The 19,826-nt window shown below is 39.2% G+C and carries 19 protein-coding genes; 18 read left to right on the forward strand and 1 reads right to left on the reverse strand.

What is annotated here, in order from left to right:
• Window positions 1-52 precede the first annotated feature (52 nt).
• Window positions 53-1,099, forward strand: coding sequence for a SepM family pheromone-processing serine protease (locus ACOMCU_RS04155; RefSeq protein ID WP_421049517.1), 1,047 nt, complete (start codon window positions 53-55; stop codon window positions 1,097-1,099).
• Window positions 1,100-1,459: 360 nt separating this feature from the next.
• Here the strand turns inward: ACOMCU_RS04155 and ACOMCU_RS04160 are convergent, their stop codons facing one another.
• Window positions 1,460-2,671: a nucleotidyltransferase gene (locus ACOMCU_RS04160; RefSeq protein ID WP_010858318.1), complete on the reverse strand. Its 1,212-nt coding sequence runs from the start codon at window positions 2,669-2,671 to the stop codon at window positions 1,460-1,462.
• 188 nt (window positions 2,672-2,859) lie between these two features.
• On the opposite strand from ACOMCU_RS04160, the gene ACOMCU_RS04165 reads away from it, so the two are divergent.
• The 17 genes from ACOMCU_RS04165 to ACOMCU_RS04245 all read left to right on the forward strand — a co-directional run bounded on the left by ACOMCU_RS04165 (window position 2,860) and on the right by ACOMCU_RS04245 (window position 19,807).
• Window positions 2,860-3,393: a YceD family protein gene (locus ACOMCU_RS04165; protein WP_010858319.1), complete on the forward strand. Its 534-nt coding sequence runs from the start codon at window positions 2,860-2,862 to the stop codon at window positions 3,391-3,393.
• A gap of 24 nt (window positions 3,394-3,417) precedes the next feature.
• Window positions 3,418-3,591 (forward strand): 50S ribosomal protein L32, encoded by a 174-nt coding sequence (gene rpmF / locus ACOMCU_RS04170; RefSeq protein WP_010858320.1) that lies wholly within the window; start codon window positions 3,418-3,420, stop codon window positions 3,589-3,591.
• 163 nt (window positions 3,592-3,754) lie between these two features.
• Window positions 3,755-4,522 (forward strand): enoyl-CoA hydratase/isomerase family protein, encoded by a 768-nt coding sequence (locus ACOMCU_RS04175; protein ID WP_010858321.1) that lies wholly within the window; start codon window positions 3,755-3,757, stop codon window positions 4,520-4,522.
• Between the two features lie 110 nt (window positions 4,523-4,632).
• Complete coding sequence (locus tag ACOMCU_RS04180; RefSeq protein ID WP_010858322.1) at window positions 4,633-5,010, forward strand: hypothetical protein; 378 nt, start codon at window positions 4,633-4,635, stop codon at window positions 5,008-5,010.
• Between the two features lie 405 nt (window positions 5,011-5,415).
• The gene (locus ACOMCU_RS04185; protein ID WP_421049518.1) at window positions 5,416-6,315 is read left to right on the forward strand and encodes a ketopantoate reductase family protein; all 900 of its coding nucleotides are present in this window, start codon (window positions 5,416-5,418) and stop codon (window positions 6,313-6,315) included.
• Window positions 6,315-6,710, forward strand: a complete 396-nt coding sequence (locus ACOMCU_RS04190) for a DUF3397 domain-containing protein (protein ID WP_010858324.1) — start codon at window positions 6,315-6,317, stop codon at window positions 6,708-6,710. The genes ACOMCU_RS04185 and ACOMCU_RS04190 overlap by 1 nt, the downstream gene beginning before the upstream one ends.
• 100 nt (window positions 6,711-6,810) lie before the next feature.
• A complete protein-coding gene (gene bshC, locus ACOMCU_RS04195; protein WP_421049519.1) occupies window positions 6,811-8,427 on the forward strand; it encodes a bacillithiol biosynthesis cysteine-adding enzyme BshC in 1,617 nt (538 codons plus the stop codon).
• A 253-nt stretch (window positions 8,428-8,680) separates the two neighbouring features.
• Window positions 8,681-9,112 (forward strand): division/cell wall cluster transcriptional repressor MraZ, encoded by a 432-nt coding sequence (gene mraZ / locus ACOMCU_RS04200; protein WP_421049520.1) that lies wholly within the window; start codon window positions 8,681-8,683, stop codon window positions 9,110-9,112.
• A gap of 63 nt (window positions 9,113-9,175) precedes the next feature.
• The gene (rsmH, locus tag ACOMCU_RS04205) at window positions 9,176-10,126 is read left to right on the forward strand and encodes a 16S rRNA (cytosine(1402)-N(4))-methyltransferase RsmH (protein WP_219364873.1); all 951 of its coding nucleotides are present in this window, start codon (window positions 9,176-9,178) and stop codon (window positions 10,124-10,126) included.
• Window positions 10,127-10,495, forward strand: a complete 369-nt coding sequence (gene ftsL2 / locus ACOMCU_RS04210) for a cell division protein FtsL (RefSeq protein ID WP_010858328.1) — start codon at window positions 10,127-10,129, stop codon at window positions 10,493-10,495.
• Window positions 10,492-12,708 (forward strand): penicillin-binding protein, encoded by a 2,217-nt coding sequence (locus ACOMCU_RS04215; protein WP_421049521.1) that lies wholly within the window; start codon window positions 10,492-10,494, stop codon window positions 12,706-12,708. The genes ftsL2 and ACOMCU_RS04215 overlap by 4 nt, the downstream gene beginning before the upstream one ends.
• Window positions 12,709-12,766: 58 nt before the next feature.
• A complete protein-coding gene (locus tag ACOMCU_RS04220; RefSeq protein ID WP_421049522.1) occupies window positions 12,767-14,683 on the forward strand; it encodes a stage V sporulation protein D in 1,917 nt (638 codons plus the stop codon).
• A gap of 125 nt (window positions 14,684-14,808) precedes the next feature.
• The gene (gene mraY / locus ACOMCU_RS04225) at window positions 14,809-15,783 is read left to right on the forward strand and encodes a phospho-N-acetylmuramoyl-pentapeptide-transferase (RefSeq protein WP_010858331.1); all 975 of its coding nucleotides are present in this window, start codon (window positions 14,809-14,811) and stop codon (window positions 15,781-15,783) included.
• Entirely contained in the window at window positions 15,780-17,129 is a 1,350-nt protein-coding gene (gene murD / locus ACOMCU_RS04230) for a UDP-N-acetylmuramoyl-L-alanine--D-glutamate ligase (RefSeq protein ID WP_010858332.1), read from the forward strand. The genes mraY and murD overlap by 4 nt, the downstream gene beginning before the upstream one ends.
• A gap of 40 nt (window positions 17,130-17,169) precedes the next feature.
• Window positions 17,170-18,249, forward strand: a complete 1,080-nt coding sequence (ftsW, locus tag ACOMCU_RS04235) for a putative lipid II flippase FtsW (RefSeq protein WP_010858333.1) — start codon at window positions 17,170-17,172, stop codon at window positions 18,247-18,249.
• A 21-nt stretch (window positions 18,250-18,270) separates the two neighbouring features.
• Window positions 18,271-19,101, forward strand: a complete 831-nt coding sequence (locus ACOMCU_RS04240; protein ID WP_421049523.1) for a cell division protein FtsQ/DivIB — start codon at window positions 18,271-18,273, stop codon at window positions 19,099-19,101.
• Window positions 19,079-19,807, forward strand: a complete 729-nt coding sequence (locus tag ACOMCU_RS04245; RefSeq protein WP_010858335.1) for a DUF881 domain-containing protein — start codon at window positions 19,079-19,081, stop codon at window positions 19,805-19,807. Before ACOMCU_RS04240 ends, ACOMCU_RS04245 begins: the two co-directional genes overlap by 23 nt.
• Window positions 19,808-19,826: the final 19 nt, after the last annotated feature.

A 19,826-nucleotide genomic window follows, 5' to 3' on the forward strand; every position in this document is an offset into this window, starting at 1 on the left:
GCAAAAACATGAACAGATGGTTTTGCGTGCGTCTTAGGAGGAGTTCGTCCGAATGAAGAAAAAGATAAGTATTTATGCAGTGTTTTTAGTCGTGATTTGTTTTTTAATGTTATACCGACTAGACGCATATATTATGAAGCCTGGTAGTGCATACGATATTAGTAACTTTGTAACTGTATCAGATGGTGATACGGATGATGTAGGAACAATGAGTTTAATGACAGTGGCTATGCAGCAAGCAACACCATTTACGTATTTATGGGCCAAAACTCAAAAATACCAAAAGATAATGGATATTAACCAGGTAAGAAATCCATTAGAGGATGATGAGGAATACAATATTCGGCAACTTAAATTAATGACAGATTCACAATTTAATGCAAAATATGTAGCCTTCCAAAGAGCTGGGCTAGAGGCAAAAATCCATTTCAAAGGTGTGTTTGTATTAAACGTACTGGATGGTGGAGCTTCAGATGGTCTATTAAAAGCTGGTGATGAAATTATCCAGGTAGATGGTCAAAAAATTAGTAATCAACAAATGCTTGTTGATCTTTTGAAAGACAAGCAACTAGGTGAGCAAGTCACGATTCAGTTTATTCGTGATAAAAAAGAACAACAAGAAACGATTACCTTAAAGGAAATCCCTAGAGCAGAAGAAAGACGGGCTGGCTTAGGTATTACGTATGCAGAGAGTAAATCAATTGAAACAAGCCCAAAAGTAACGATGAAAACGGAGGATATCGGCGGCCCTTCTGCAGGCTTAATGTTCACCCTTGAAATTTTAAATCAGCTTTTGGATGAAGATATAACAAAAGGCTATGCGATTGCTGGAACTGGGGAAATGTTGGTAGATGGATCAGTTGGAAGAATTGGTGGTATTGACTACAAAGTCATTGCAGCGGATCGTGACGGTATGGAGATATTCTTTGCGCCAGATGATGAAATTCCAGCAAAGATGAAAGCAAAGTATCCTGAATTAGAATCTAATTATGCTACTGCAGTGAAGACAGCTAAAGATATCGGTACGAAAATGAAAATTGTACCTGTTAAAACCGTAGATGATGCAATTGCCTATTTAAAGCAATTACAACCAAAATAAAAAATGCCGCCTTGTGCGGCATTGTAGACCGTAGACAAACTCGAATAATTTCGAGTTTGTCTACGGTCTCTTTTCTTTTACAGTAAAGTAATCATAATCAGGTCCGGACAAAGCGCCTCCTTTCCACGGACGTACCAGCTAGGCTCCTTCTTCACTACGCTTCGTGCGGGATCTATCTAGGTCGTTATTAGTTGATTGGAACGGAGTTGCGGGAGAAGCGGCTCGGCCCTGCTCGAACAAAGGGACCGTCCGCAGTGACCTTAGGGAAATTACGGAATTTTTTAAGAATATGTCGACGATCAGAAATGCCGTTTTGTGCCCCATAGCATAGGTTGGCACTTAAAGCCTCCCAATGCCAAATTAAAAACGAATGGGCGGAGTTTGATAGTCTTTTGGAAGCTTTAGCTGTTGTGCCCCGTATTCTATACTTAAATTATATATTTCTGCAGCATGGATATCGACGGCTAGCATGCTGTCTTTCGTAGCAGCCACACGGCTTATAAGTGGCAATGTGAAATCTTTTTTACGCTGTCCTAAGTACGCTTGACCTTGTGAATTCATACCAAGTAATCGAATGGCAGAGGGGCTTGTAAAGCTTCTTAGTTGCTCCTTCGTAAAAGAAGTGTAAATATGAGTGAGCATGCGTTGAAGACGTGTCCAAGTATAGCGTTTGGATTTTATTTTCTCCATAAAGCTTGCGAAAGAATCACTGGTTTTAGCGGCTTTAATAAGTGCGTACTCGATGCCTTCTGTTACTTCGGCATAGCGTGTTAATTCGCTAGGCGTGTGCCGCATAATAGTAAATTGCAGCAATGGCCAAAAATTCTCCCAGCTAGCAAACTGATTGAAATGACTATGCCAGTCATGTAAATATTCATAGGTCGCTTTAGGAAGGGCATCTTGCACACTTTGCAGAGTGCCTGTCGTAGCAAGTGCTTTGCGAATACCTGTAGCACTTCCAATGGATGCCCCCTCCTGTAATGCATCGTGATACCCTGCTGCAATGCGCGGTATCGTTAGTGGTTGAATGTCACTGCCAAGCGTGTTCGCAGCTTCAATATAGTGAAAGCCGAGAATATTGTTCGGTTGTCCTAAATTAATGTATGTGGCAGGGAATTTTTGAGAAAGCTGTTCATAGGCGTAATGTAGACTTTTGGGATAGCTAACACCTGTTTGTAGGCGCTCTTTGATAAGGGCGTTATATTCGTTACGATGGTCATCTATCAATTGATACGTATTCAAAAAGGGTTGAATAGAGCCATCCTCGCTACCAAAAGCAAAAGAATCGCAGCAAATTGCGGATAATAAAGATATCGCTCCCTTTGCGAAATCAGTTGCTGGTGCGGTACTATAGACATAAGGTAGCTCAATAACAATATCGACACCGCTTGCGAGGGCCATTTTTGTGCGTGTCCATTTATCGACCATGGCTGGTTCACCGCGCTGTAAAAATGATCCGCTCATTACAGCGATGGCGATATCTGCTTGTGCTATTTGTTTCGCCTGTTCCAAATGGTAAGCATGCCCATTGTGAAACGGATTATATTCAACAACAATGCCGACTGCTTGCATAACGTAAAACCCCCTTTATTTTTGGCCACGCATGGGCACTATTTTGACGACGCGCATGCGGACGAGTACAAATATACTATAATTATATATAATTATAGGTGGGTTTTAGGGTGGTGACAAGAAATTATCTTGACATCTATTTTTACACATTATATAATCAACAGTGTTGTCTCGAGGTGATTAAACGAATGAAATGGTCAATTCATCAATTATCTAAATACCGCCAAGACGGAATGCCAATTGATGCCTATGTGCAGTTGGACGAGGTGATGGAGCGAAACCAGGATATTCGAGCAATTTCGCCCGTTCATGTAAAAGGGCTATGTACCTTCGGTGCATCGCAAATGACATGTCAGTTGACTGTGGCGGCAACGTTAACACTTCCATGTGCACGCACGTGGGAAGATGTTGAGTTTCCTATCGAAGTTAAGACAGTTGAAGTATTCAGCTGGATTGATGATGAAAAAAGAGGGGAAGATGACGGAGACATTCACTACATTGTTGGTGAAGTAATCGACATGAAGCCAGTTCTTGAGGAGCTAGTACTTCTTGAGGTGCCAATGCAAGTATTCAAAGAGGATACCGAAGGACAAATGCAAGGTGGTAAAGACTGGTCTTACGCAACGGATGAAGACGTTGAACTACACAAAAAAACTGACGTACCAAAAGTGGATCCAAGACTAGCTGATTTAGCTAAGTATTTTGATCAAACAGACGAATAGACGATCTGTAAGGAGGTGCCATCAATGGCTGTACCATTTAGAAGAACTTCTAAAACTGCAAAAAGAAAGCGTCGTACGCATTTCAAACTATCTGTACCTGGTATGGTAGCTTGCCCAAACTGTGGCGAAGCAAAATTATCACACCGTGTTTGCAAAGCTTGCGGACAATACAAAGGTAAAGAAGTAGTAAGCAAATAATTCAGTGTTTGCTCACTTAAAAGGCTAGTAGAGAGACCATGGCTCTTTACTAGCCTTTTTATTTGTTAAAAAAGACGGAATTTTTAGTTAATAATAAAAAGATATATAGTGCTATAATAATTTTGTGATACAATCTATCCAACGAGGCAAAGGGGGAACGGTAATGGCATATACAATTGATAACAAAGAGGGTATCATGACATTTACGATAAATCGGGAAGAAAAACGTAATGCCGTAAATGATGAGGTCATGGATGGTCTTCAGAAAGTAATTACATATATTCATCATCATGATGATGTTCGTTTTTTAGTTGTAACAGGCGCAGGAGAGAAATCTTTCTGCTCTGGTGGTGATTTATCGGAGTTTCATTCACTTGAAACAGAGGATGAGGCATTTGGGATGTTAAGTAAGATGGGGAAAATATTATATGATCTTGCAACGTTACCGGTACCGACGATTGCGTTAATTAATGGGACAGCTGTTGGTGGTGGTTGCGAGATTGCTACTGCTTGTGATTTCCGCCTAGTAGCAAGTCATGCGAAGTGTGGTTTTATTCAAGGAACATTAGCGATTACAAGTGGTTGGGGTGGCGGTACATATTTATTTGAACGAGGTTTGCGCCATGACCGTGCGATGAAGATGCTAGTGGATGCGAAGCCATATCCTGCGGAATTACTATACGAGATTGGCTGGGCGATGTGTGTTTTCGAAGAGGCAAAAGAGGATGCGCTGAATGATTTTATCGAGCATATGCGAAAAATTCATCCTTCTGTGCACAAGGCATATAAGGAAATAGAGCTTCGTAAGTGGCGTGAACGAAATATGTATGAGCGTGTGATGGAAGAAGTACGCACATGTGCGAAACTTTGGGAAAGCGAGGCACATCATGAAGCGGTTAATAATTTCCTGACAAAAAAGAATAATAAGTAGTGTTTAATGGCGGTGATTATTAAAAAACATAATCACTGTCTTTTTGTATCCTGTGATTCTATTTTGCCTGCTAAAGCATATAGTAGTAAAAAATGTGAGGGTGATAGATTATGGAACTGAAAAAAAGAAAAGACCAATGGACAAAGGAAGATGATGAAAGATTAGCGGAAATTGTGTTGCATAATGTGCAGAATGGCAAAACACAGTTAGAGGCTTTTGAAATGGCGGCTCATGAACTAGGTCGTACAAAACAAGCATGTGGTTTCAGATGGAATAAAACGTTGCGTGGCCAATATAGTCAGTCACTTTTAGCTGTAAGAAATCAACCACAACAATCTATGCGAAGTCATTTAAAATTGGCTTTGACAAGTTTTGATGAATTAACAGAGGCCTATCAAACTCTGGAAATTAAGCACCGTGAATTGCAGAATGAGCATGAAAAGCTAGTGAAATGGTTACAGCAAGGTTACTCTCTGATGAAAGATTAAATATTTTAAATGCAAAAATGTTAAGTAGAATTTATTTATTTTTTATTTTAGCGGTAATGGATTTTGTAACCTTGAGTGAGCGAAAGATGTTTTTGAAAAATGGATAAAATAGATATACTCATACTGTATATAGCCAACATTGGTTGAAGCAATTAGCCATTTCGTATCGTAAACAACCTGCCAATCCTGTATAATAGAAGCACCTGCAAAGGAGGTGTCTCAGAGATGTTTCTGAGGCACCTCCTTCTAAGCGTAAAGAAAGCCGCGGTTATAGGGCGTTTAATATGGCAATAGTAAATTGATGAACACGGAGTTCTTGTTCCTTTAAAGAAAGGGTAGTTCACAGGGTTTGTTCTGTCCTTTTTAGATAATCCCTTATATACATGTAGAAGATGGAGGAGCGTTATGAATGTAGTGGTTATTGGTGCGGGGGCAGTCGGTCAGCTAACGGCAAGCTATTTAGCTGAGGCTGCTATGCACGTAACGTTAGCTGTACGGCGACGGGAGCAAGCGAGCCAACTAAATATTGAGCATCTAACGAGACTGAATATTGATGGAACAACAACGGCACATCAAGTTATTGCAACGACAGAGTTAGCTACGTTGCCGCAGCAGGATTTGATTGTAGTGGCAGTTAAATATGGTCAACTACAGAATCTCTATGGTCAAATAGCTGCTTTACCAAGTGAAGTACCGTTATTATTTATGCAAAATGGCTTAGCGCATTTAGATGAGGCGCTGCGCTTACCACAACAAAATATTGCTTTTTGCTCTGTTGCTTTTGGTGCTCAGGTAATAAATGATACAACCGTTCAACATAGAGGTGTTGGTACCTGTAAAATTGCGGTTGCGCGTGGGCATAATTCTGTCTTTAAAAAGCTCTCGCAAATGGAAAATCCTTTGTTTCCGGTTGAGTTTGTCCAAAATCCTGAGCAGATGTTATTTGAGAAAGCTGTATTTAACTGCATCATTAATCCGTTAACAGCTATTTTACTAATGAAGAATGGAGAGCTTTTAACGAATAAGCATGCTTTTATATTAATGCAAACAATCTATCAGGAGCTAACGCAAGCTTTTGTGAATTTACAATATACCATACCTTTTTCAGCAGTGACTGCCTTATGTGAAAAAACCGCAGCGAACACGTCGTCTATGCTGGCAGATCGTAAACTTGGGAAAAAAAGCGAAATTGACACGATTGTTGGCCCAATCTTGCAAAAAGCGTTAACAAATGGCCATATTTTACCTACTCTGCGTACGTTGTATAACCAAATGTTAGCAATAGAAGAGAGTGGTGAACGGTAGTGAAAGATTTTTTACATATAATTATTAGTATCATTATTTTTTGTCCCTTACTGCTATTTATCGTTGTCTATTTAATTAGTCGAAAGGTTAATATTCGAGGTACACATGCTTTTGGTGCAGCATCGGATGTTACCACATTTTGGCTGTTTTTCTCAGTACCACTGGCGATTGGTGTGCTTTGGGGAGTTAATATTGGTGCTCTGCTTGTGATGCTAGCAATAATGCTAGCGATGGTTTTTACATATATTGAATGGCGTACAAAAAAGGAACTGGAAGTGAAACCGCTATTACGCAAAATTTGGCGCTTTTTATTTTTAGTGCTAAGTTCAGCGTATTTTCTTATTTGCCTAGTAGGTTTGATTCAATCTGTTATAGAATATTTACAATCTGTATAAGCATTTTCTTTTCATGTTGAAGCCATAAGCGTTAAAATAAAAAGCATTAAAAAGTTTATAAGGAAATTGATGATTTAGTGAGTAGAGGAGTTTATGTTAAATGAAACTGGAGTCAATCCAAGTACCCGTTAAAAATCGTGTGCTAGCAGATTATTGGTCACCGAATACTGCCATTCATACGTTCTTTGAGTACGAATATAGTGATGTATCGTTTAAACGGCGAGTAAAATATTTAGAACAACAAGTGCGCGATCCGCAAAAATTAACAGCAATTATTCGTCAATTTATGGAGCCACTTGGTTTATCAGAAAAAGCGCAAGAACATTTACAGCAATTAGAGCAAGGAGCTGTCGCGGTTGTCGGTGGGCAACAAGCGGGTGTCTTAACAGGTCCTCTTTACTCAGTTCATAAGGCAATTTCAGTCATAACATTAGCGAAAGAGCAAAGTGAAAAGCTTCAAAGAGCGGTCGTACCTGTTTTTTGGATAGCTGGTGAAGATCATGATTTAGAAGAAATTAACCACACGTATACAATGCAAGGTGTGGAGCTCAAAAAGCGCGCCTATAGTGAGCGTTCAAGACGTAAAACGATGGCATCTACTACAAGCCTAAACAAAGAATCTATGATGCAATTAATCAATACTATTATGAAAGATTTCGGTGAAACAGTATACACAGAGGGACTCATTAAACAGCTGGTAGATGCACTTAACAAAAGTGAAACATTTACGGACTTCTTTGCTCGATTAATGAATCAGTTGTTTAAAGAAGAAGGTTTACTAATAATTGATGCAGCTGACGTGAACTTCCGACAATACGAAAGCGAGTACTTTGCACAAATCATAAATCATAGTGAGGAAATTGCAAGATTAGTAACGGAGAAGGAAGCTGAGTTTGAACGTGTTGGATATGATAAGCCAATATTGGCAACAAATGAAGCGGCTAATCTGTTTTATGTGAAAGATGGGGAACGTCATTTATTAGAAAGGCGTCAACAGCAATTCGTTAATTTTGCAGCGAATATTAAGCTATCTCGTGAGGAGTTATTGGCAATTGCAAAAGATCATCCTGAGCAATTAAGTAATAATGTAGTGACGCGTCCATTAATGCAGGAAATGGCTTTACCAGTATTGGCATTCGTAGGTGGACCTGGGGAACTTGCTTATTGGGCAACGTTAAAGGATGCCTTTTCGGTGTTGGGCTTACAAATGCCTATTTTTGCACCACGACTCAATATTACGATTATCACACGTCAAGTAGAACAACTATTACGTGAAAATAGTTTGTCTGTTGAAAATGTGTGGGAAGGTAAAGCGTTGCAGTTGAAGGAACATTTTATTGCTGAGGTGCAAGATGATGAAGCAAAACGTCAAATTCAAGCAATGCAACAACTGCTATTAGAACAATATGAAGCCTTTGAAGCATACTTAATTGAGCAACAAATTTCACTTGAAAAAATTCTTATGAAAAATAAGGAAAATCATTTAAAACAATTTGACTACATGCAACAAAAAATTGAGCAAACGGTGCTTAGTAAACATGAGACGACAATCCGTAAATTTATGAAGCTACAAAATGAGTTGTATCCAAATGAAGGATTTCAAGAACGATGTTATAATCCATATCAATATATGAATGAGTTTGGACCTAGGTTGATTGATGAAATGCTAGGAAAAACATATAGCATTGGAAATCATCACTATTTGTTATATCTATAAACATGTGAATAGGTCTTTTTGTTTATATATTGAGGTCCTGTCTATAAAAATTTGACGAAATTTATCGAACAAAAGGTAAAATAAAGAGCTACCCTCCTACGGGTAGCTCTTTATTTATGTCATTTATCACAAAATGAATTATTTGCTAAAGGTCTAATTTCACATTGGAGGTAAAAATGTCAAGTTTTTTTTAAAAAAAGTGGAGGAAAGTGGGGGGATGTGGTACATTATTTAATAAAGTGGGGTGAATAGCATGTTCATGGGAGAATATCAACACTCTGTTGATGCGAAAGGACGATTAATCGTGCCCGCAAAATTTCGTGAAACCTTAGGTGAAACGTTTGTTGTAACACGCGGTCTTGATAATTGTTTGTTTGGCTATCCTATGGATGAATGGCGAAAACTCGAAGAAAAATTAAAAGGTTTACCGATGACGAAGAAGGATACCCGTGCATTTGCAAGATTCTTCTTTTCCGGTGCGACAGAAGTTGAGATAGACAAGCAAGGACGTATTAATATTCCTTCAACCCTCGTACAGCATGCACACTTAGTGAAAGAATGTGTTGTGTTAGGCGTTTCGAATCGAATTGAGATATGGGCAAAAGATGCTTGGGAAACTTACTTTAATGAGTCTGAACAATCTTTTAATGAAATTGCAGAAAATATGATTGGCTTTGATTTTTAATTTTTGTATTGGAACGTTTATACGTTAATTGAAAGAAGTTAAGGCCTGAGGGGAGCGAGTGGTATGTTCGATCATACAACCGTGTTATTAAAAGAAACTGTTGATGGGTTGAACCTCGATCCTGATGGTGTATATGTGGACTGTACGCTTGGCGGAGCAGGGCACAGTGAATATTTAGTACAACAATTATCAGATAAAGGTCGTCTCATTTGCTTTGATCAAGATACGATCGCTATTGACAATGCGAAAGTTCGATTAGCGCCCTATTTAGAGCGTGTTACATTTGTACATTCGAATTTCCGTTATTTAAAAGAAGAATTACTAGCACTTGGTATTGAAGAAGTAGATGGTATTTTATATGATCTTGGCGTCTCTTCTCCACAATTAGATACGCCAGAGCGCGGTTTTAGTTATCATCATGATGCACCGCTCGATATGCGCATGGATCAAACGGCAACGCTTTCAGCATTTCATGTTGTCAATGAATGGGCATACGAAGATTTAGTTCGTATCTTCTTCCGCTATGGAGAAGAAAAGTTTTCAAAACAAGTTGCTCGTAAAATCGAAGAGGCACGTAAAACGGCACCGATTGAAACAACAGGACAGCTTGTAGAACTTATTAAAGAGGGTATTCCAGCAGCGGCTCGCCGTAAAGGTGGACATCCTGCAAAGCGTATATTTCAAGCAATTCGAATTGCTGTCAATGATGAGCTAGGCGCAGCAGAGGACTCACTAGTCGATGCGATTGATATGATTAACGTAGGTGGACGCATCAGTGTCATTACGTTCCATTCATTGGAGGACCGCCTATGCAAGACTATTTTTAAGGAAGCGTCATCATTACCGGAATTACCACCGAATTTACCTGTAATTCCAGAAGACATGAAGCCAATCTTAAAGCTTGTAACGAGAAAACCGATTGTCCCTTCTGATGAAGAATTAGAAGTAAACAACCGTGCGCGTTCAGCGAAACTTAGAGTGGTGGAGAAAATTAACGACAAAGGGCGTGAGTAAATGGCAGCAGTTCGTGTAAGGCAGCACCAGCAGCAACATGTGCAACAACCGATAACACCACCTAGTCCACAACCCACTATCATACGTCGTAAAAAAACGAAACAGAAGTTTGAAAAGACAATGCTAATCGTCCTAGTTAGCATTGTTGCTGTACTAGCCGTACTAGTATTAAATAATCAAGCAGCTATACAAACAACAAGCATGGACATTCAAAAAATAGAAGCAGAGGCAGATGAAATTGCGAGACAGAATGTTGACTTAACAGTGCGTGTAAGTGAACTTTCTACATATGAAAACATATGGAAAAAAGCACAAGAACTCGGTTTAACTCAAAATGAGAAAAATGTAAAGGTAGTGCCGGGAAAATGAAAAAAAAGAAATTTCGATTCCAATGGGGAGCCTTTCTATTATTGATTTTTTATGGAGGGCTCTTTTTCCTATTATTCACTAGAATGGTTACATTACAAGCGACGGGGGAAGCAGAGGGACAAGCACTTGCGGCAAAGGCAGCAGCTAAATATGGAAAAGAGAGTGCGATTACTGCGAGTCGCGGGAAAATTTATGATAGAAATGGACAAACGATTGCCGAAGATACGCTGAGCTATCGTTTAATAGCAGTTGTAAATGAGAGTGCGTCTCCGAATCCTGAGAAACCTCGTCATGTCGTTGATGCGGAAAAGACTGCTAAAGTTTTAGCAGAGTACATTCCGATGGATGAACAGGCAATATACAAACAGCTGACAAAATTGAAGCCTGATGGCGAAAAGCCTTACCAAGTTGAGTTTGGTAGTGCAGGACGTGGTATTAACCATGAAGTCATGAGCAAACTTAAAGATGAAAAATTACCTGGAATTTTATTTGTCAGTGATTTAAAACGCTATTATCCAAACGGTGTTTTTGCCTCACATTTAATCGGTTTTGCAATAAAAGAGGATAAAGAAGACGGCTCAATAACAACTAAAGGCAAAATGGGACTTGAATATACGTATGACAAAGAGCTAACTGGGGAAAACGGCAAAGTGAAGTACCAAACAGATGCTTTTAGTTATTTATTGCCTACCAGTGAGAAGATGGTGACACCAGCAAAAGATGGTGACGACATCTTTTTAACGATTGATAAAACAATTCAAAGTTTTTTAGAGGAAGCGATGACTCAAGTTGAACAGGAATATAATCCTGAATCAATGACAGCTGTTATTGCAGAGTCCAAAACAGGGAAAATCTTGGCGATGTCTCAGCGACCTACATTTAATCCTGATACACGTGACGGTAAAAATATGAAATGGCTGAATGAGGTTATTGAAGAAACGATTGAGCCAGGTTCGACGATGAAAACGTTCACACTAGCTTCGGCTATTGATACTGGGACATGGGATCCAAATGAGTACTATAAATCAGGCTCGTATACAATCCTTGACCGAACTATCCGAGATCATAATCAATATGGTTGGGATTGGATTACTTATTTGGAAGGTTTCCAACGCTCATCTAATACAGCGATGGCTAATCTTTTAAAGAAAATTGGTGACGATAATTTCCTTGAGTACCTAGACAGATTTGGTTTTGGTAAAAAAACAGGTATTGATTTACCGAATGAAGCAACAGGAACTATATTATCTCAGTATCCAATACAACGTGTTACAACAACTTATGGTCAAGGTTCAACGGTAACACCGATTCAACTTATTCAAGCAATGACAGCGATTGCGAATGACGGAACGATGATGCAGCCCTACGTCATTGATCGTATTGTTGACTCAACAACAGGGAAAACGATCCAAAATCATGAGCCAGTTGAAAAGGGACAACCAGTTTCAGCCGACACAGCGAAGCAAGTACGTGAAATACTCGCTTCTACATTAACGTCAAAATACGGGACAGCAAAGGATTTTGTGCTCGATGAATATCAAGTCGCAGGGAAAACGGGTACTGCCCAAATTCCTAAGGCCAATGGTGAATATTCATGGGGGGCAAATGAGTTCCTGTATTCATTTTTAGGCATGGCACCAGTAGATGATCCACAGCTTATTATGTATGTATCGGTAACAAAACCTAAGCTTAAGGGTGAGCTTGGTTCTGTACCAGTCTCAAAAATATTTAAGCCAGTTATGCAAAACAGTTTAAAACATTTAAACATTAATCCTCAGGATGTTCAGCATGTTAATCATGTAAATATTCAAGATTATACTGGGAAAGACACAAAAGCAGTTCAGGTGGAGCTAGCGAATGACGGCTTGCAACCGGTAATTGTAGGCGCTGGTGGTAAAATTATCGAGCAATATCCAAAGGGTAAACAAAAACTTGTAAACGGTAGCACTGTATTCTTAAAAACAGCAGGTGATACTACATTGCCAAACTTTACGAATTGGTCGTTGCGAAATGTACTTGTGTTCAAATCAATGTCAGGTCTACAAATTGAGGTTGTCGGAGAGGGCTTTGCTGCTAGTCAAAGTGTATCGGCAGGTACAGTGATTTCAGATAGTGCACCGATTGTCGTGAAACTGAAAACACCTGCTGAAAGCTTTGTGAAAGACGTAGAAGCGTCATCCGAAGGAGAAGTTGAACAAATAGAGGATGAATAGATACTGAATAGAAGTCCACTTTATTTCATACGTTGTAAAAAACAAGGTGTGATGTCGAATGAAGTGGATTTCAATCCATTCAAAAAAGCGTTTACGTATTTTATATGTATTGTTTATGTTGATGGCAGTAGCAATTATCATCCGACTGTTGTTTTTGCAGGTGTTCGATCAAAAGGAACTGACAAAAAAAGCAGAAGAAAACTGGGATCGTGAAATTCCATTTGCGAATGAGCGGGGACATATTACGGACCGAGACGGTAAAAGTATTGTGACGAATAAGTTAGCACCTACTTTATATTTTATGCCTTCTCAAAGTAATGATATTGAAGGTGCCGCAGCAAAAATAGCCCAAGTGCTTGAAGTAGATGAACAAAAACTATTGGAAAAAATGAATAAAAAAGTATACTTAGTAAAATTGGCACCTGAAGGCAAAAATATTTCTTATGAGAAAGCCGTTACATTACAAGGTATGCAAATTGAAGGATTATATAGTGGTGTAGATTATTCAAGGGACTATCCTTATGGTACGTTATTGTCACGTTTTATTGGTTTTACAGGCTATGATGCGCAAGGGCTAGCAGGTATTGAATATGAATACGATAAGTTCTTACAGGCAAATTCCTCTGCTATACGGCTTTTTACAGATGCTAGAGGTAATAACTTACCTAATGTAGCGAGCGCATGGAAGTCTGGAGAAGACGGTGCCACGATCGAACTAACGATTGATGTGGATGTACAACAGGTGGTTGAACGAGAATTGTCACAGGCAATGGAACGCTATGAAGCTGACCAAGCGATGGCTATTGCGATGGATCCCAACACAGGAGAAATATTAGCATTATCCTCGTATCCAACCTTTCATCCAGCACAGTACCAATTAGTTGAACCAGCTATCTATAATCAGAATTTACCAGTTTGGATGACTTATGAACCAGGTTCTACGTTCAAAATTATAACACTCAGTGCGGCACTAGAGGAAAATGTAGTGGATTTAGAACGTGATACTTTTTACGATCCTGGTTATACCATGGTTGCGGGAGCTAGGCTGCGCTGTTGGAAACGTGAAGGTCATGGACATGAAACTTTTCTTGAAGTGGTAGAAAACTCTTGTAACCCAGGTTTTATTGAATTAGGCCAGCGTATCGGTAATGAAAAACTACTTCAATATGTTAAAGATTTTGGCTTTGGTGAAAAAACGGGTTCGAATATTGCTGGGGAAGCATCAGGCATATTATTTTCAAAAGAAGCATTTGGTCCAGTAGAGCAGGCAACGACTTCATTCGGGCAAGGAGTAGCCGTAACACCAATCCAACAGGTGCAAGCAGTTGCCGCTGCAGTGAATGGGGGCAAGCTTTATACGCCATATGTTGTGAAAAAGGTTTTTAATCCGACTACTGGGGAAGTTATAAAAGAAACCGAACCAATCGTGAAAAGACAGGTTATTCGTGAAGAAACATCGGCAAAGGTACGTGGTGCGCTAGAGTCTGTTGTTGCCAAAGGTTCAGGGCGCCAGGCTTATCGAGATGGCCTTCGCATTGGAGGCAAAACGGGTACAGCACAAAAAGTAGAAAATGGTCGTTATAAGGATGGCGAATATATCGTATCTTTCATAGGCTTTGCACCAGCGGATAATCCACAAATTGTTGTCTATGTAGCAGTAGATAACCCGAAGAAAACGACGCAATTCGGTGGTGTTGTGGCAGCACCAATTGTTGGTCAAATTATTGAGGATGTTGCACCTTTTGTGGGTATTGAAAAATCGAAGGAACAGCTTGAAAAAGATTATCGATGGGGTGACCCAATTACTGTAAAGGTACCAAGTTTTATAGGTCAGACAAAGGATGATATTGCCAAGCAACATTACCCATTTCGTATTGAATGGCACGGGGAAGGGGCTAAAATTGGTAGTCAATTACCTGAAGTGGATAGTGTTATCGAACAAGATGGCACCATACATTTATATTTAGAGAACTAATGTAACTTTACCTTTAAAAAAAGGGAAAGAACCACTATTATTATGAAGGGTAGTAATAAATATATGAAAGTTTGTACTTTTTTCTTAATGAAGAAAGGGAAACGAGATTTAAAGGAGATTTTTCAATGAAACTCGCAACAACGCTTACCATTTTAGCTATTGCTTTTATAGTAACAGTTATCCTGGCACCAATTAGTATTCCGCTTCTTCGTCGACTGAAGTTTGGGCAAAGTATTCGTGAAGAAGGGCCAAAATCCCATATGAAAAAGGCTGGGACACCGACAATGGGGGGCCTTATCTTCTTAATGGCCATTATTCTCACAACTATGGGGATTGGTAGCTTTTTAGATTTATTCACGACTCAAACCGTGGTCCTCTTACTCGTATTAGTGGGGTTTGGATTGATAGGCTTCCTAGACGATGGTTTAAAGGTGATTTTTAAACGTAATTTAGGATTAACCTCGATTCAAAAACTAATAGGTCAAATTGTTATTGCCATCCTTGCTTATTTCTTATTGCATGTTGGTTCTTTTGACACAACACTGGCTATTCCATTTACAGACTGGACAATTGATCTTGGTATTTTCTATGTAGCCTTTTTAATTTTCTGGTTAGTCGGATTTTCAAATGCAGTAAACTTAACGGATGGACTAGACGGACTTGTGGCAGGAACAGCATCTATTGCATTTGCTGCATTTGGCGTTATTGCTTTATTCCAGAATCAAGCAGACGTTGCCTTATTCACATTTGCAGTGACGGGTGCCCTACTTGGATTTTTACTGTTTAACGCAAATCCAGCGAAAGTGTTTATGGGAGATACGGGTTCATTAGCGCTTGGCGGAGCTCTTGCAATGGTTTCTGTTTTAGTAAAGGAAGAGTTTTTACTCGTATTAGTTGGATTAGTATTTGTGATTGAAACATTATCTGTTATTTTACAGGTGGGGAGCTTTAAACTTCGCAAAAAACGTATTTTTAAAATGAGTCCTATTCACCATCATTTTGAATTATCTGGTTGGTCGGAATGGAAGGTAGTACTTGTTTTTTGGTCAACTGCTTTAGCAGTGGCATTGATTGCAGTTTTATCGGAGGCGTTCTTATGAAAAACTATACAGATTTACAACATAAAAAAATTCTTGTTCTAGGTCTAGCAAAAAGTGGCGTAGCAGCAGCTGAGATTTTACATGAGCTTGGAGCCTTTGTGACGGTTAATGATTCGAAGCCGTTTGATGAAAGCCCAGACGCACAAGGCTTATTGCAAAAAGGCATTACGGTTATTTGTGGACGCCATCCAGAAGATTTACTCGATGAAGGTTTTGAACTGGTCGTGAAAAATCCAGGAATTCCTTATAGCAATAAAATTGTCGCAGACGCACTAAGCCGTGATATTCCTGTATGGACAGAAATAGAGTTGGCGTACTTAATTAGTGATGCACCGTTTATTGGTATTACCGGATCGAATGGTAAAACGACAACAACGACATTGATTTTTGAAATGCTAGAGAATGGTGCAAAAAAACCGTTAATTGCAGGGAATATTGGGACAGTCGCATGTGGAGTAGCAAGGGAAGCGGAGAAAGATAATGTGATTGTCACTGAACTTTCTTCTTTCCAACTGATGGGAACGAAAACATACAAGCCGAAAATTGCTATTTTAACAAATCTTTACGATGCACATCTTGATTATCATGGCACTTTTGATAATTATGCAGAGGCAAAGTTTGGGGTAACACGTAATCAGGATGAAAGCGATTATTTCATCTATAATGCCGATCAACCAATTGTAGTTGGCTATGCTACAAAATCAAATGCAAAGAAAGTGCCATTTACTTCAAGAGGGTATGCACATGAAGGTATTAGTGCAGATGATACAACAATCTATTGGCAAGGCGAGCCGTATATGGAACGAGCGAATATCGCTCTTCCTGGTAAGCACAACTTAGAAAATATTTTAGCAGCCATAGCAGCTTGTCTATTAGTTGGCTGTGAAAAAGAGAAAATGAAAGAAGTTTTAGCGAACTTTGGTGGCGTGCGTCACCGTACGCAATATGTCCGTGAATGGAACGGCCGGAAGATTTACAATGACTCCAAAGCAACAAACTGCTTAGCAACGAAAAGTGCCTTGGATGCATTTCAGGCACCTGTCATTTTACTAGCAGGTGGCTTAGACCGTGGTCATTCATTTGAAGAGTTACGCCCTTGCATGAACCATGTGAAAGGTGTCGTTGCATTTGGTGAAACAGGCTTACGCTTTGTAGAATTTGCGAAATCATGTGGTGTGCAACACACTGTTATTGCTCAGAACGTAGAGGATGCGGTGCATTACGCAGCACCGATGTCTGCAGAGGGTGATGTGATTCTACTATCACCAGCTTGTGCAAGTTGGGATCAATATGACAGCTTTGAAATACGAGGTGACGTTTTTATTGATGCTGTAATGAAGCTGTAATGAGCCTGTAACTATTTTAGAATATACTTGACTTGGAAGGATGGCATTACTGAGAGGGAAAGAAAGCTATTTATTGCTTGTCACAACATTGATGCTATCAGTAATCGGCATTATTTTCGTCTATTCTGCAGGCACTTATTGGAGTGCCATTCATTATAGTGGAAAAATGCCGTTTTATATGAAGCAAAGTATATACTTTGTCGTAGGCATTGTAGTGTTTCTAATTACCATTCGTTTAAATATTCTGCGGGAGCAGTCCTTTTGGAAAATGGCCTATATATTTTCATTGGTTTTACTGGTCCTTGTTCTTATTCCTGGTATTGGACTGGTAAGAAACGGTTCTCAAAGTTGGATTGGTTTAGGCCCATTAACGATACAACCTGCAGAGTTGACGAAAATTACAGTCCTTGTATACATGAGTCATATATTAGCGCAACATAAAACAGGTACGCCGATTGTTAATTGGCGGCATGGATTAATCTTGTTATTACCTGTTGTACTTATTATGCTGCAACCGGATTTTGGTTCGGTATTTATACTTGTTGTTTCCGTGTTCTTATTATTTTTTGTAGCTGGGTACCCACTGAAGCTATATGCGATGTTTATGGTAGCGGGTATTGCCGGATTAGCTATTTTAATAGTCACGGCACCATACAGGTTAAAGCGCATTGAAGCATTTATTGACCCCTGGGTAGATCCTTTAGGCAGTGGCTTTCAGGCGGTGCAATCATTAATGGCGATTGGGCCAGCAGGTATTTTTGGACATGGTTTTGGCCAGAGTAGACAAAAATTTTTATATTTACCTGAGCCGCAAAATGACTTTATTTATGCGATTATTTTAGAAGAAGTTGGCTTACTTGGTGGGCTCGTTATTTTAGCCTTATTTATCTTGACAATATATGCAGGCTATAAATTTGCTGTACAGGCTAAGAACAGAACGTCCTATTATGCAATTATTGGACTTGTGACGATGTTAACTGTGCAAGCATTTTTAAATATAGCAGTAGTGATTGGTTTGGTCCCTGTAACGGGTGTCACATTACCCTTTATTAGCTACGGCGGGACATCTTTAGTAACAATGTGGTTAATAATAGGTATTATTTATCAATTAGCGAAATAAATATAAAGGAGGAGTACTTTTTTGGAGAAAGTAATTGATATAGAAGATCGCATACCTACGCTTAAAAAGCGACGAAAAAAGCGTACGAATCGCAAATTTATAGTGCTGATATTACTTTTCTTTTTAGTACTAGCAGTACTCCTTTATTTTCAATCTCCTTACAGTGATATCAAAAAAATCACGGTTAATGGTGCACAACTAGCAGAAGAGCAATATTACTTACAGACTAGTAACCTTGCGCCTGGGAAGTCGATGTGGAGCTTTAAAGTAGGAGATGTAGAAGAGGCTTTACGGAAGGATAAATGGGTACAAGAGGCGCATGTTAAGCGTAATTGGCTACGAGGCGTAACGATTGATATAAAGGAATGGAAAAAAGTTGCGTACTTAGCTGGTGATGGTACCTATTATCCATTACTTGAGAATGGTAAGCGTTTTGAGCAGGCTGAAGACAGCATTCCGATTGATGCACCTGTCTTTATAGGCATAACTGGAGAAAAAACTATTAACAAGCTTGTAGAGCAGTTTGCACGCTTAAAACCAGAAGTTTTAGCCTTAATTTCTCAAGTAAATACGAATGGTAATGAGACGAATCCAAATGCTGTCAAGCTTTATATGAATGATGGCTATGAGGTACGCGCAGTTATTCAGACATTAGCTGAAAAGCTAAACCATTACCCTTCAATCGTAGCGCAAATTGCAAATTTAGAAAAAGGTATTATCGATTTAGAGGTCGGCTCGTATTATCGTTCTTTTAATGATGAGTACAACCAAGTAAGTATAGACATGGAAAATCCAGATGGAGAAACGGCCAACCAGGAAGTGACAGAAGATGAACAACAAGAAAACGAATAGCAAAGGAAACTTCTTTTCAAGAAAACAATTTGAGCTGCTCATCGTTTGCGTGACAACAGGCTTTATCATCGGCTATTCCTACAACCAGGCAAGGGATAATCGGGAATCCAGTGCCATTAATTCACAACTTTATGAGCAAGAAGATTCGTATCGTGAGGAGTTAATTGAACAGCAAGAACGCAATAAAGAGCTTACAGAAGAGGCAAGTGCTTTACAAGAGAAAATACGCAAATATGAAAAAGAATTCGCATCTAGTGAAAAAAATTATAAGCAGCTTGTTGAACAAGCAGAAGATTTACGTTTATTACTAGGAGATTTAGATTCAGAAGGGAAAGGAATACGTATTACCCTTCAAGATGGTGATTATGATCCTAAGTCTGTCAATCCTAATGATTATATCGTGCATGAAAGTCATGTGTTTAAGCTGCTAAATGAACTGAAAATCTCTGGTGCACAGGCAATAGCTATTAACGGACAGCGCATTATAGCAAATTCTTATATTCGCTGTAATGGACCTGTTATTACGATTGATGGTAAGCAGCACCCAGCGCCTTTTGTTATTGAGGCAGTAGGAGACTCAGCAACACTCAGTGCCTCCTTAAACTTAAGTGGTGGCGTAGTAGATCAGCTGTTAAAGGACAATATTATTGTGTCACTAGAAGAAAATCAAAAACTAACAATGCCAAATGTAAAAATAGAAAGTTAACTATATCCTGATTTAGGAC

The organism is Lysinibacillus sp. UGB7 (assembly GCF_049058285.1).
Classification (GTDB): domain Bacteria; phylum Bacillota; class Bacilli; order Bacillales_A; family Planococcaceae; genus Lysinibacillus; species Lysinibacillus sphaericus_B.

Coding starts and splice junctions, on each gene's coding strand:
- ACOMCU_RS04185 (WP_421049518.1), top strand. CDS start 5,416: ATGAATGTAGTGGTTATTGGTGCGGGGGCAGTCGGTCAGCTAACGGCA.
- bshC (WP_421049519.1), top strand. CDS start 6,811: ATGAAACTGGAGTCAATCCAAGTACCCGTTAAAAATCGTGTGCTAGCA.
- rsmH (WP_219364873.1), top strand. CDS start 9,176: ATGTTCGATCATACAACCGTGTTATTAAAAGAAACTGTTGATGGGTTG.
- ACOMCU_RS04175 (WP_010858321.1), top strand. CDS start 3,755: ATGGCATATACAATTGATAACAAAGAGGGTATCATGACATTTACGATA.
- ftsW (WP_010858333.1), top strand. CDS start 17,170: ATGGCATTACTGAGAGGGAAAGAAAGCTATTTATTGCTTGTCACAACA.
- ACOMCU_RS04180 (WP_010858322.1), top strand. CDS start 4,633: ATGGAACTGAAAAAAAGAAAAGACCAATGGACAAAGGAAGATGATGAA.
- ftsL2 (WP_010858328.1), top strand. CDS start 10,127: ATGGCAGCAGTTCGTGTAAGGCAGCACCAGCAGCAACATGTGCAACAA.
- ACOMCU_RS04215 (WP_421049521.1), top strand. CDS start 10,492: ATGAAAAAAAAGAAATTTCGATTCCAATGGGGAGCCTTTCTATTATTG.
- mraZ (WP_421049520.1), top strand. CDS start 8,681: ATGTTCATGGGAGAATATCAACACTCTGTTGATGCGAAAGGACGATTA.
- mraY (WP_010858331.1), top strand. CDS start 14,809: ATGAAACTCGCAACAACGCTTACCATTTTAGCTATTGCTTTTATAGTA.
- ACOMCU_RS04155 (WP_421049517.1), top strand. CDS start 53: ATGAAGAAAAAGATAAGTATTTATGCAGTGTTTTTAGTCGTGATTTGT.
- ACOMCU_RS04245 (WP_010858335.1), top strand. CDS start 19,079: ATGAACAACAAGAAAACGAATAGCAAAGGAAACTTCTTTTCAAGAAAA.
- ACOMCU_RS04160 (WP_010858318.1), bottom strand. CDS start 2,671: ATGCAAGCAGTCGGCATTGTTGTTGAATATAATCCGTTTCACAATGGG.
- ACOMCU_RS04165 (WP_010858319.1), top strand. CDS start 2,860: ATGAAATGGTCAATTCATCAATTATCTAAATACCGCCAAGACGGAATG.
- murD (WP_010858332.1), top strand. CDS start 15,780: ATGAAAAACTATACAGATTTACAACATAAAAAAATTCTTGTTCTAGGT.
- rpmF (WP_010858320.1), top strand. CDS start 3,418: ATGGCTGTACCATTTAGAAGAACTTCTAAAACTGCAAAAAGAAAGCGT.
- ACOMCU_RS04220 (WP_421049522.1), top strand. CDS start 12,767: ATGAAGTGGATTTCAATCCATTCAAAAAAGCGTTTACGTATTTTATAT.